The sequence below is a fragment of the Streptomyces sp. WMMB303 genome (genome assembly GCF_029351045.1).
GTDB lineage: Bacteria > Actinomycetota > Actinomycetes > Streptomycetales > Streptomycetaceae > Streptomyces.
Window position 1 is genome coordinate 5,540,076 of record NZ_JARKIN010000001.1, and the last position, 11,817, is coordinate 5,551,892.

Genomic DNA, 11,817 nt, shown 5'->3' on the forward strand with positions numbered 1-11,817 from the left:
GCTCAGCCCTCGCCCAGCAGCTTGCCGTCCGAGGTCTCGAACTGCGTCTTGAACTTGTCGACCGCGTCGCCCAGCATCTGGACGGTGTCGTCCGACATCTTGCCGCCCTCGCGGATGCTGGTCAGCAGCGGCTGCTCCTCGCGGTGCATGTAGTCCAGCAGCTCGCGCTCGAAGCGCCGGATGTCCTCGACCGGCACGTCGTCCATCTTGCCGTTGGTGCCGGACCAGACGGAGACGACCTGGTCCTCGGTGGAGAACGGGGCGTACTGCGACTGCTTGAGCAGCTCGACCATCCGCTTGCCGCGCTCCAGCGCGCCCTTGGAGGCGTCGTCCAGGTCGGAGCCGAAGGCGGCGAACGCCTCCAGCTCGCGGTACTGGGCCAGGTCCACCCGGAGCGAGCCGGTGATCTGCCGGATCGCCCGGTGCTGGGCCTTGCCGCCGACGCGGGAGACGGAGATACCGACGTTCAGCGCCGGGCGCTGGCCCGCGTTGAACAGGTCCGACTCCAGGAAGCACTGGCCGTCGGTGATGGAGATGACGTTGGTCGGGATGAACGCCGAGACGTCGTTCGCCTTGGTCTCGACGATCGGCAGCCCGGTCATCGAGCCCTTGCCCATCTCGTCGGAGAGCTTGGCGCAGCGCTCCAGCAGCCGGGAGTGCAGGTAGAAGACGTCGCCCGGGTAGGCCTCACGGCCCGGCGGACGGCGCAGCAGCAGCGAGACGGCGCGGTAGGCGTCGGCCTGCTTGGACAGGTCGTCGAAGACGACCAGGACGTGCTTGCCCTGGTACATCCAGTGCTGGCCGATGGCCGAGCCGGTGTACGGGGCGATGTACTTGAAGCCGGCCGGGTCGGACGCCGGGGCCGCCACGATGGTGGTGTACTCCAGCGCGCCCGCCTCCTCCAGCGCGCCGCGCACGGACGCGATGGTGGAGCCCTTCTGGCCGACGGCGACGTAGATGCAGCGGACCTGCTTGTCCGGGTCGCCCGAGCGCCAGTTGTCGCGCTGGTTGATGATCGTGTCGACGCAGAGCGCGGTCTTGCCGGTCTGGCGGTCGCCGATGACGAGCTGACGCTGGCCGCGGCCGACCGGCGTCATGGTGTCGACGGCCTTGTAGCCCGTCTCCATCGGCTCGTTGACTTCCTGGCGCTGCATGACCGTGGGGGCCTGGAGCTCCAGGGCGCGGCGGCCCTCGGTCTCGATCTCCCCGAGGCCGTCGACCGGCGCACCCAGCGGGTCGACGACACGGCCGAGGTAGCCGTCGCCGACCGGGACCGACAGGACCTCGCCGGTCCGCTGCACCGACTGGCCCTCTTCGATGCCGCTGAACTCTCCGAGGACGACCGCACCGATCTCGCGCTCCTCGAGGTTGAGGGCGAGGCCGAGGGTGCCGTCCTCGAACTTCAGCAGCTCGTTCGCCATGGCCGAGGGCAGCCCCTCGACCTTCGCGATGCCATCACTGGCAGCGCTGACCGTACCGACCTCTTCGCGCGAGGCCGCGTCCGGCGTGTACGACTGGACAAAATTCTCCAGCGCGTCCCGGATCTCATCCGGCCGGATCGTGAGCTCCGCCATCTGGGTTCCCTGCTCTCCTTGTTGGGCCCGTAAGTTCCTTCGGGCTTCGGGGGGCGCTTTCCCCCGACTCCCTGTGTACGGCCCAACTCGGGCCGCTTTCGTGCTTGTTGAGTTGGTTGGCGCTCGCGCGCCGGGTACTGCTTCAGCCCGCCATCCGCCGCTTGGCCGCTTCCAGCCGGTCGGCGATCGAGCCGTTGATGATCTCGTCGCCCACCCGCACCGTGATCCCGCCGAGGACCTCGGGGTCCACGTCCAGGTTCAGGTGCACCTGACGGCCGTAGAGCGTGGCCAGGGCCGCGCTCAGGCGCCGCTTCTGCTCGTCGCTCAGCGGAACCGCGGAGGTCACGACGGCGACCGAACGGTTGCGCCGCTCGGCAGCCAGCCGGGAGAGGGCTTCCAGCCCACTGTCCAGGCTACGTCCCCGCGGCTGGGTGACCAGTCGGGTCACCAGGCGCTCGGTGGCCGGCCGGACCCGGCCGGCCAGCAGCTCCCGCAGCAGGGCGCCCTTGGCCTCCGCTCCGGCCGTACGGCTGGCGAGCGCCGCACGCAGCTGCGGCGAGGAGGCGGCGGTCCTGCCGAAGCGGAACAGCTCGTCCTCGACGTCGTCCAGCTGTCCGTCCCGCTCGGCCGACACCAGGTCGGCGAGGTCCGCCAGCTCCTCGACGGCGTCGGCCAGGTCGCGCGGCGCGGACCAGCGGGAGCGGACCATGCCGGAGACCAGGTCGGTGGCCGGGCCGCCGACCTGGCCGGCGAGCAGCCGCTGCACCAACGACGCCTTGGCCTCGCCGTCCCGCGCCGGGTCGGTGAGGACCCGGCGCAGCGAGACCTCGCGCTCCAGCAGCGCGGTGACGGCGGCGAGCTCGTCGGCGAGGGCCGCAGCGTCGACCGAGGTGGAGTCGGTCAGCGCGGTCAGGCTCTCGCGCGCGGCGGCAAGCGCCTCACGGCTCGCACCATTCATCGGGCGGCTCCGCTGGCGTCTGCCTCGGCGGCGTCTTCGAGCCCGTCGAGGAAGCGGTCGATCACCCGGCTCTGCCGGGCGTGGTCGTCGAGCGACTCGCCGACGAGCTTGCCGGCCAGGTCGGTGGCGAGCTTGCCCACGTCCTGGCGCAGGGTCTGCGCGGCCTGCTTGCGGTCGGCCTCGACCTGGGCGTGACCGGCGGCGATGATCTCCTCACGCTGCCGCTGGCCCTCCGCGCGCATCTCGGCGATGAGCGTGGCGCCCTGCTCCTGGGCCTCGGACCGCAGCCGGGCAGCCTCGTGGCGGGCCTCGGCGAGCTGGTCCTTGTACTGCTGGAGTACGTCGGCGGCTTCCTGCTGCGCGGCCTCGGCCTTCTCGATGCCGCCCTCGATGGCGTCACGACGCTCTTCCAGCACCTTGTTGATGCTCGGGAGGAGCTTCTTCCACAGGGCGAAGAAGACGATGGCGAAGGCGAGCAGCCCGATGACGAACTCGGGGATCGGCGGGACGAGGGGGTTCTCCTCCTCGGCCGCCATCTGTACGAAGGCGATCACATCAGTGCCTTTCGTCGAAAGGGACGGGGTCGCCGGATCAGCTGGGGTAGGCGTAGCCCATGACCAGACCGATCAGCGCCAGCGCCTCACAGAGGGCGAAGCCGAGGATCTGGTTCTGGCGGATGAGGCCGGCGGCCTCGGGCTGCCGGGCGAGCGCCTGCGTGCCGTTGCCGAAGACGATGCCGACGCCGATGCCGGGGCCGATGGCGGCGAGGCCGTAGCCGATCGCGGCGAGGTTGCCCTGGATTTCGACGGCGGCGAGGCTCTGGAGAGCGGACATGCTCGTTACTTCCTTCTCGTTCACGGACCGGTGGGGGTTGGCCACCGGTGGATGGGAAATCGGGTGAGCGGCGGCCGGTCAGTGGCTCTCGGAGAGAGCACCCTGGATGTAGTTGGTGGCCAGCAGCACGAAGACGTACGCCTGAACCGCCTGGATGAACAGCTCGAAGGCCACCATCAGCACGGTCATGATGAAAGAGACGCCGGAGTAGAGAATGCCGAAGCCGTTCAGCAGGTACCACGTGGCGAGCGTGAACAGCAGCAGCAGGGTGTGCCCGGCGAACATGTTGGCGAAGAGTCGCACAGCGTGCGTGAAAGGACGCACCAGCAGGTTCTGGAAGAGCTCCAGGAACATGATCAGGGGCAGCACCGCGCCGAGCGACTTGTCGTAGCCCGAGAGGTTCTTCCAGCCCCCGACGAATCCGTTGCGCTTGAACGTGAGGCTGATGTACAGCACGTACACGATCAGGGCCAGGGCCGCCGGGTAGGAGATGACCGAGGTCACGGGGAACTGTGCGAGCGGAATGACCGCCCACATGTTCATGATCCAGACGAAGAAGAACAGCGAGACGATCAGCGGAACGTACTTCTCGCCTTCCTTCTTGCCGAGCCCCTCGTACACGACACCGCGGCGGATGAAGTCGTACCCGGCCTCGCCGACCATCTGGAGTTTGCCCGGCACCAGCTTCGGCCTGGCGAAAGCGGCCCAGAAGAACCAGACGATCGCGACCGTGCCCACCAGCGCCAGCAGCATGGTCTTGTCGAACTCGATGCCACCGACGGTGAACAGCGGTTTGAAGATGAACGAATGGACTCCGGGCGCCTCGAAGCCGCAGCCGGAGAAGATGTGGCAATCGGTCTCGAAGGCGAGCATCTGGTCAGCACTCACCGCGAGCTCCTTCTGCATGGCGCATGTATACGGCTACCTCGGTGTGTCGGCGCGGCGTGCGACCGCGGAGCGGCACTGGACTGGTCTTGCGGATTGGGGGGCGGCGGCCGGCCGGAGAGCGAGAGCGCCCGTTCCGTCTCCCGGAACGCGGAACCTCGACCGTCCCCGCCTGCTGCGCCGCAGTTGGTCTCGGACGATAGCAGTTGCTCGAACGAGCACTTATCCCGCCCCTACGTGCCACTGGCCTTCTCGCCGGAGCTGGAGGAGGGCTCGACGTACAGGATCTTCGCCTTCATGTGCGCCCTGGTCTGCGCGGCCACCCACACGATGGTGCTGGCGAGAAGGGCGAGGGCGAAGCTCCTGGTGTCGAAGAGGGTCGTGTCCCGGAACGCGATCAGCACCACGAGCAGCAGCAGGATCTGCGTCGTGTAGAGCAGCAGACCCATCGCCTGAAAGAGGTGCGGGAGGGACTTGGCCGTGCGCTGCAGGGCGTAGAGGCCCATCCCCATGAAGAGGATCGCCACGAGCGCTCCGGCGGCACCGCCGATCGCTCCCTTGCTTCCGGCGAAGACGCCGCTGATCACTGCGGCCACGACAGCGGCCACGGCGGTCGGGACGGCGCAGTGCAGCAGCATGCGTGCGTCGTTCGACTGCATGTGGTGTGCTCCGGGGGAAATCTGGGGGACGTGAATCGTCGAGGAAGAGCGTAGCCCGGCGCGGAGGGCGGACCTCCCACAGAAGAGCCCGCGAGAGTGCGGAACTTCGGCTGGCCACCGGGTTTCGTGAACGGTATCACAAACTATTTGATGAGGTCTTTACCTACTTGGTGTGCCCCCCGTCACACGTAGGTGTGACGGGAAGCATCTCTGGCTGACGCCAGCCACTTTGTCTGGTATCGGAGGCTTCCACTGCTCACGGAGCGGCTCACTCAGGGGTGTTGATCTTCTTCTCCCGGGTGAACTGCCGACGTTCCCCGATAGCCGTCGCCCCGTGCAACCCGGCCATCGCGGGCTCACGATCCGCCTCCCGCGCCGTCGGCCGCTCCCCCGCGGCCGCCGACTCCGGCGCAGCCACCTCGGCTTCCGTCGGCTCCTGGCCGCCCCGCCGGTACCGGGGCGGCAGCATCCGCTGCGCCCAGCCGGGCACCCGCGGCGTGTAGCGCGGCATCAGCAGCACCACCAGACCCACGGCGCTCAGCAGCACGATCGTCAGCACGATGGCGAGGCTGGAGGAGCGCACCGAGAAGGCCACGGCTCCGAAGGCGATCAACGCGGCCCAGAAGTACATGATCAGCACGGCACGGCTGTGCGAGTGCCCGACCTCCAGCAGCCGGTGGTGCAGATGCCCCCGGTCGGCCGCGAACGGCGAGCGGCCGTTCCAGGTACGCCGCACGATCGCCATCACCAGGTCGGCCACCGGGATCGCGATGATGCCGAGGGGCAGCAGCAGCGGCATATAGACCGGCACCATGGAATGGACGGCGTCCCGCACCGAACCGGTGCTCATGGAGAGGCGGTCCGGGTCCACCTGCCCGGTGATGGAAACCGCCCCGCCGGCCAGGACCAGCCCGATCAGCATGGAACCGGAGTCGCCCATGAAGATCCGGGCCGGATGCATGTTGTGCGGCAGGAAGCCCAGGCACATCCCCATCAGCACCGCCGCGAACAACGTCGCCGGCGCCGCCGCCTCGACCCCGTAGCCGTACCAGATCCGATAGGCGTACATGAAGAACGCCGCAGCCGCGATGAGCACCATGCCCGAGGCGAGGCCGTCGAGGCCGTCGACGAAGTTGACCGCGTTGATGGTGATCACGACGACCGTGACCGTGAGGAGCGTGCCCTGCAGCGGCGTGAGTGCGACGTTCCCCACGCCCGGCACCGGCAGCCACAGGATCGTCAGCCCCTGGAGCACCATCACACCGGCGGCGATCATCTGCCCGCCGAGCTTCACCAGCGCGTCGACGCCCCACTTGTCGTCCAGCACGCCGATCAGCCAGATCAGCCCGGCACCCGAGAGCAGTGCCCGGGGTTCGTCGGAGAGCGTGAACAGCTCACCGAGGTTGGTGAGCTGGGAAGCGACCAGGAGACCCGCGCACATCCCGCCGAACATCGCGATACCGCCGAGCCGCGGCGTCGGCTCCCGGTGCACGTCGCGTGCCCGCACAGCCGGCATCGCCCCTGCGGCAATGGCGAACTTCCGCACGGGCCCGGTGAGCAGATATGTGACGGCTGCTACGACACACAGCGTAAGCAGATATTCACGCACCGGAAGGGCTCCCCAGAGATCTCGCAGTTCGGACGCAGGCCCGGTCGGCCGGGCAGTTCAGGCCCACACCATAGGACACGCTCACCGCTGACCGCTGGTTCTGGTGTGGTGGTACGCGGTGGTGCGGCCGGGAAGGCACGGTCTAGGCAGGCGCCGGGACCCCCGTCAGGGCGGTGACCACCGGATCCAGCGCGCCGCTGATCTCCTCGCCGACGCTGCGGAAATACGGGATGGGAGCCCCGTAGGGGTCGTAGATCTCGTCCGCCTCCGGGCTGGGCGCCAGCAGCCAGCCGCGCAGCGCGGCCGCCGCCTGCACCAGCGCACGGGCGCGCTCCACCACGTCCTCGGGGCTGCCCGCGACCGGCAGCGTCGCGGGGTCTATCGCCCGCACCAGCCGGGTGAACTCCTTGAGCGTGAAGGTGCGCAGGCCCGCGGAGTGGCCCATGGAGATCACCTGCGCACGGTGGTCGCGGGTGGCCGTCAGTACCAGGTCGGCCCGGATCACATGCTCGTCCAGCAGCTCGCGCCCGGTGAACCCCTCGGCGTCCGCGCCGTGTTCGAGCAGCACGGCGACCGCGTTCTCCTCCATGGGCGCGCCCTCGTGCCCCCACGTCCCCGCACTCTCGACCACGAGACCGCCGGTACGGCGCTCCCCGAGCCGGTCGGCCAGGGCATGCCGGGTGAGCCGCTCGGTGATCGGCGAGCGGCACACGTTGCCTGTGGAGACGTGGAGGATACGGAACGCGCCGTCGGCGCCGCTTATGCCGCCGGCCGCGGCCGGCCCACGCCCGGGTGGGGCGGTCACTACGGGGCCACCTCCAGGCCCGGTACGACCTTGCGCAGCTCGTCGGCGTCGATGGCGCCCGCACGCAGCAGCACCGGCACCGAGCCGGTGACATCCACGATCGACGAGGGCACGTTGTCCTGGGTGGGGCCGCCGTCCAGATAGACCGCGACGGACTCGCCCAGCATCTCCTGGGCCTCGTCGCAGTCCTTCGGCGCCGGGTGCCCGGACAGGTTGGCCGAGGAGACGGCCATCGGGCCGAACTCGTTCAGCAGCTCGATGGCGACCGGGTGCAGCGGCATCCGCACCGCCACCGTGCCATGGGTCTCCCCCAGGTCCCAGGTCAGCGACGGCTGGTGCCGGGCCACCAGGGTGAGCGCACCGGGCCAGAAGGCGTCGACCAGTTCCCAGGCGGCTTCGGAGAAGTCCGTGACCAGGCCGTGCAGCGTGTTCGGCGAGCCCACCAGGACCGGCGAGGGCATACCGCGGCCGCGCCCCTTGGCCTCCAGCAGATCGCCGACCGCGTCCGCGCTGAACGCGTCCGCACCGACGCCGTAGACGGTGTCGGTCGGCAGCACGACGAGTTCTCCGCGCCTGACGGCCGAGGCGGCCTCGCGGAGGCCGGTCGCCCGGTCGGTCGCGTCGGAGCAGTCGTATCGCCGTGCCATTACGGCACCTCCCTGCGTGCAGTGGCAAAACGGGGCCGGTTGTTGAGGTCGGGGTGGTCCGCGGCGTCAGCCCAGCCGCGGTCCTCGGTGAAGATCCAGGGCACCTGCCCGCCCTGGGTGTCGGCGTGCTCGACGACCACGACGCCGCCGGGGCGCAGCAGCCGGTGGGCGGTGCGCTCCAGGCCGCGGATGACATCCAGGCCGTCCTCGCCGGAGAACAGCGCGACCTGGGGGTCGTGGTCGCGGGCCTCCGGCGCCACATACTCCCACTCGGTGAGCGGAATGTAGGGCGGGTTGGAGATGACCAGGTCGACCTGGCCGTCCAGCTCGCCCAGCGCGGTCCGCGCATCGCCCTGGTGCAGGGTCACCCGCGAGCCCTCGACGTTCTTGCGCGCCCACACCAGCGCCGACTCGTCCAGCTCCACGGCGTGCACCCGGGAGCGGGGCACCTCCTGCGCGAGCGCCAGCGCGATGGCGCCGGAGCCGGTGCACAGGTCCACGATCAGCGGCTCGGCCACGTCCATCGCCCGTACCGCGTCTATCGCCCAGCCGACCACGGACTCGGTCTCGGGCCGGGGCACGAAGACGCCGGCTCCCACATACAGCTCCAGGTAGCGGAAGAAGGCCCGCCCCGTGATGTGCTGGAGCGGTTCGCGGGCCTCGCGGCGGGCGACCGCCTCCCAGTAGCGCGCGTCGAAGTCGGCGTCGGCGACGCGGTGCAGTTCACCCCGCCCCACGCCGTGTACGAAGGCGGCCAGTTCCTCCGCGTCGAAGCGCGGTGAGGGCACACCCGCGTCGGCCAGCCTCTGGGTGGCCTGGGCCACCTCGGCGAGCAGCACGTTCACTCCGTCCCCCTCCCGGGCGTCATTGAGCGGCGGCCAGCTTGGCCGCGGAGTCCGCGTCCACGCACGCCTGGATGACCGGGTCGAGCTCGCCGTCCAGCACCTGGTCCAAGTTGTACGCCTTGAACCCGACGCGGTGGTCGGAGATGCGGTTCTCCGGGAAGTTGTAGGTGCGCACCCGCTCGGACCTGTCGACCGTGCGGACCTGGCTGCGGCGGGCGTCCGAGGCCTCCTTCTCGGCCTCCTCCTGCGCCGCGGCCAGCAGCCGCGCGCGGAGGATGCGCAGGGCCTGCTCCTTGTTCTGGAGCTGGCTCTTCTCGTTCTGGCAGGAGACGACGATGCCGGTCGGCTCGTGGGTGATGCGCACGGCCGAGTCGGTGGTGTTCACCGACTGCCCGCCGGGCCCGGAGGACCGGTAGACGTCGATGCGCAGGTCGTTCGGGTTGATCTCCACGTCCACGTCCTCCGCCTCCGGCAGCACCAGGACGCCGGCCGCCGAGGTGTGGATGCGGCCCTGGGACTCGGTGGCGGGCACCCGCTGCACGCGGTGCACCCCGCCCTCGTACTTCAGCCGCGCCCACACGCCCTGGCCCGGCTCGGCCGAGCCCTTGGTCTTGACCGCGACCTGGACGTCCTTGTAGCCGCCGAGGTCGGACTCGTTGGACTCGATCAGCTCGGTCTTCCAGCCGAGGCGCTCGGCGTAGCGCAGATACATCCGCAGCAGGTCGCCGGCGAAGAGCGCGGACTCGTCGCCGCCCTCGCCCGCCTTGATCTCCAGGATGACGTCCTTGTCGTCGCTGGGGTCGCGCGGGACCAGCAGCAGCCGCAGCCGCTCGGTGAGTTCCTCGCGGCGCCGCTCCAGCTCCTTGACCTCGTCGGCGAAGTCGGGGTCCTCCGTCGCCAGTTCCCGCGCGGTGCCGATGTCGTCCCCGGTCCGCTTCCACTCGCTGTAGGCGGTGACGATGGGGGTGAGTTCGGCGTAGCGCTTGTTGAGCCGGCGGGCACCCGCCTGGTCGGCGTGGATCGCCGGATCGGCGAGTCGCCGCTCCAGGTCGGCGTGCTCGCCGACGAGTTCCTCGACCGCCTCGAACATCGTGGCCATCCCTTGCTGATGAGTGGGGGCGCACCGCCGCGCAGCGGGCGGCGGACGGGCGCCTGGGGCGCTGAGCACCAAAAGAGCGCCGGGCCGCGCTGCCCGGCAGGGGCAGCCGCGGACCGGCGCTGCGGTGTCGCTACTTCTTGGCGCTGCCGGCGCTCTTGCCGAAGCGGGCCTCGAAGCGGGCCACGCGGCCACCGGTGTCGAGGATCTTCTGCTTGCCGGTGTAGAAGGGGTGGCAGGCCGAGCAGATGTCCGCGCGGATCACGCCTTCCGGCATGGTCGTGCGGGTGGTGAACGAGTTGCCGCAGGTGCAGCTCACCTGGGTCTCGCGGTACTCGGGGTGGATGTCGCGCTTCAAGGTCACTCCTAGGTTCGGGAGGGCACCGGGTCGGGAGACGGGTTGTTTCCCGTGAACCGGGGCCGACGGTCCAGTTTGCCACTGGTGACCGCACCCCCCAAAACCGGGGGGACGCGCCCGGTATTCCCGACGCCGCCCCGCTGCCCGGCCCGGAGGCTCCGGCGCGCCCCCGCGGCCCCCGGCGCTTCTCCCGGATGGCCCGCCCGCCCGGCCGTACCGTCCCTCCGGTGGATACCGCGGCGCAGGTCAGCCGTCGGACTGCTGCCCGGTGCCTGCCTGCGGGGGCGCGGAGGTGCCGGCGCGCCCGTCGTCCACCACTCCACCGATGTCGGTCCTGTCGCTCGCCGAACCCTTGGTGGCGGACTTCGGCACCGGCTCGTCGTGCCGGAGCGCCGACCAGACCTTCTCCGTCTTCGAGCGGATCTGCACCACCCGGTTCGGGTCCTCGGGGTCGTAGGCGACCGGCAGCGTGGTCATCCGGATGTCGTCGGACTTGATGCCCTTGAGCGTCTTCGCCATGCCGGTCAGCTTGCCGACCGAGTCCAGCTCCGAGTCGGTGGTGACCGCGGAGGTCGCGGTGTCCGCCAGGTCGTAGAGCTTCTTGGGGCTGCTGAACAGGCCGACGCTGTTGACCTGGTCGATCAGAGCCTTGAGGAACGCCTGCTGGAGCTGGATGCGGCCCAGGTCACTGCCGTCGCCCACCCCGTGCCGGGTACGGACCAGGCCGAGGGACTGCTCGCCGTCCAGGCGGTGGGTGCCCGCCTTGAGCTTCAGGTGGCTGTCCTTGTCGTCGATCGCCTTGTGGGTGGTCATCTCGACGCCACCGAGAGTGTCGATCAGCTTCTGGAAGCCGGCGAAGTCGACCTCGAGATAGTGGTCCATCCGGACGCCGGAGAGGGATTCGACGGTCTTGACGGCGCAGGCGGGGCCGCCGACCTTGTACGCGGAGTTGAACATGGCCCGCTGGGCCGGGACGGTCCTGCCCTTCTCGGACCCGTCGCCCTTGCAACTCGGCCGCTGCACCACGGTGTCCCGGGGTATGGAGACGACGCTGGCTTTGTCGTGCTTCTCGTTGATGTGCAGCACCATCGCCGTGTCCGAGCGGGCGCCGCCCTCGCTCTTGCCGTATTTCGCGTTGGCCCCGGCCCTGCTGTCCGAGCCGAGCACCAGGATGTCCATGGAGCCGTCCGGGGTGTCCTCCGGCCGGTCCGTGCCCAGGGCCGCGTTGATGTCGACGCCGGATATGTTGCCGTCGAGCTTGAAGTAGACGAACCCGAGACTCCCCCCGCCGAGCACGAGCGCGCCCGCCACGGTCCAGGCCGCGACCCGCACGGCACGCCGGCTTCCGCTGAGCGGCCTGCGGCGACGGCCGGTGGCACGTATGCGCCCGGAGCGGCGCGCTGCCGCCGTGTCGCCCTCGTAGCTGTCGCCCGCCATGGTCACTTCCCTCAGTCCTGCCTCGTGGCGCCGTGTGTCCTGTGTGGACGCCGTGCGGTCGTTCCGGTCAAGGCGTCGTCCCCGCAGGGGACGCGCTGTCTCGCCGGAAG

The 11,817-nt window shown here is 70.0% G+C and carries 13 protein-coding genes; all 13 read right to left on the reverse strand.

From position 1 onward, the window contains the following. Positions 1-2: 2 nt before the first annotated feature. Positions 3-1,574: a F0F1 ATP synthase subunit alpha gene (gene atpA / locus P2424_RS24015; protein WP_276477797.1), complete on the reverse strand. Its 1,572-nt coding sequence runs from the start codon at positions 1,572-1,574 to the stop codon at positions 3-5. A 142-nt stretch (positions 1,575-1,716) separates the two neighbouring features. After that, positions 1,717-2,532: a F0F1 ATP synthase subunit delta gene (locus P2424_RS24020; RefSeq protein ID WP_276477798.1), complete on the reverse strand. Its 816-nt coding sequence runs from the start codon at positions 2,530-2,532 to the stop codon at positions 1,717-1,719. Further along, positions 2,529-3,086 (reverse strand): F0F1 ATP synthase subunit B, encoded by a 558-nt coding sequence (locus P2424_RS24025; RefSeq protein ID WP_276477799.1) that lies wholly within the window; start codon positions 3,084-3,086, stop codon positions 2,529-2,531. The genes P2424_RS24020 and P2424_RS24025 overlap by 4 nt, the downstream gene beginning before the upstream one ends. Before the next feature lie 37 nt (positions 3,087-3,123). Next, on the reverse strand, positions 3,124-3,366 hold the full coding sequence (atpE, locus tag P2424_RS24030) for an ATP synthase F0 subunit C (protein WP_276477800.1): 243 nt from the start codon (positions 3,364-3,366) through the stop codon (positions 3,124-3,126). A gap of 78 nt (positions 3,367-3,444) precedes the next feature. Further along, entirely contained in the window at positions 3,445-4,272 is an 828-nt protein-coding gene (atpB, locus tag P2424_RS24035; RefSeq protein ID WP_276477801.1) for a F0F1 ATP synthase subunit A, read from the reverse strand. A 212-nt stretch (positions 4,273-4,484) separates the two neighbouring features. Further along, positions 4,485-4,910: a hypothetical protein gene (locus P2424_RS24040; RefSeq protein ID WP_276477802.1), complete on the reverse strand. Its 426-nt coding sequence runs from the start codon at positions 4,908-4,910 to the stop codon at positions 4,485-4,487. Between the two features lie 268 nt (positions 4,911-5,178). Continuing rightward, entirely contained in the window at positions 5,179-6,519 is a 1,341-nt protein-coding gene (locus tag P2424_RS24045) for an MraY family glycosyltransferase (protein ID WP_276477803.1), read from the reverse strand. A 142-nt stretch (positions 6,520-6,661) separates the two neighbouring features. Continuing rightward, entirely contained in the window at positions 6,662-7,282 is a 621-nt protein-coding gene (locus P2424_RS24050; RefSeq protein ID WP_086022626.1) for a protein-tyrosine-phosphatase, read from the reverse strand. A gap of 41 nt (positions 7,283-7,323) precedes the next feature. Continuing rightward, the gene (locus P2424_RS24055; protein WP_019354614.1) at positions 7,324-7,971 is read right to left on the reverse strand and encodes an L-threonylcarbamoyladenylate synthase; all 648 of its coding nucleotides are present in this window, start codon (positions 7,969-7,971) and stop codon (positions 7,324-7,326) included. Further along, positions 7,971-8,816 (reverse strand): peptide chain release factor N(5)-glutamine methyltransferase, encoded by an 846-nt coding sequence (gene prmC / locus P2424_RS24060; RefSeq protein ID WP_075001956.1) that lies wholly within the window; start codon positions 8,814-8,816, stop codon positions 7,971-7,973. The genes P2424_RS24055 and prmC overlap by 1 nt, the downstream gene beginning before the upstream one ends. Positions 8,817-8,835: 19 nt before the next feature. Beyond that, a complete protein-coding gene (gene prfA / locus P2424_RS24065; protein WP_276479104.1) occupies positions 8,836-9,906 on the reverse strand; it encodes a peptide chain release factor 1 in 1,071 nt (356 codons plus the stop codon). Positions 9,907-10,045: 139 nt separating this feature from the next. After that, entirely contained in the window at positions 10,046-10,270 is a 225-nt protein-coding gene (rpmE, locus tag P2424_RS24070) for a 50S ribosomal protein L31 (protein WP_276477804.1), read from the reverse strand. A 246-nt stretch (positions 10,271-10,516) separates the two neighbouring features. Next, entirely contained in the window at positions 10,517-11,707 is a 1,191-nt protein-coding gene (locus P2424_RS24075) for an LCP family protein (RefSeq protein ID WP_276477805.1), read from the reverse strand. Between the last annotated feature and the right edge of the window lie 110 nt (positions 11,708-11,817).

Bases quoted from the DNA above. Each gene is read 5' to 3' on its own strand.
- atpA (WP_276477797.1), bottom strand. From the start codon at position 1,574: ATGGCGGAGCTCACGATCCGGCCGGATGAGATCCGGGACGCGCTGGAG.
- P2424_RS24020 (WP_276477798.1), bottom strand. From the start codon at position 2,532: ATGAATGGTGCGAGCCGTGAGGCGCTTGCCGCCGCGCGCGAGAGCCTG.
- atpE (WP_276477800.1), bottom strand. From the start codon at position 3,366: ATGTCCGCTCTCCAGAGCCTCGCCGCCGTCGAAATCCAGGGCAACCTC.
- atpB (WP_276477801.1), bottom strand. From the start codon at position 4,272: ATGCAGAAGGAGCTCGCGGTGAGTGCTGACCAGATGCTCGCCTTCGAG.
- P2424_RS24040 (WP_276477802.1), bottom strand. From the start codon at position 4,910: ATGCAGTCGAACGACGCACGCATGCTGCTGCACTGCGCCGTCCCGACC.
- P2424_RS24055 (WP_019354614.1), bottom strand. From the start codon at position 7,971: ATGGCACGGCGATACGACTGCTCCGACGCGACCGACCGGGCGACCGGC.
- prfA (WP_276479104.1), bottom strand. From the start codon at position 9,906: ATGTTCGAGGCGGTCGAGGAACTCGTCGGCGAGCACGCCGACCTGGAG.
- P2424_RS24075 (WP_276477805.1), bottom strand. From the start codon at position 11,707: ATGGCGGGCGACAGCTACGAGGGCGACACGGCGGCAGCGCGCCGCTCC.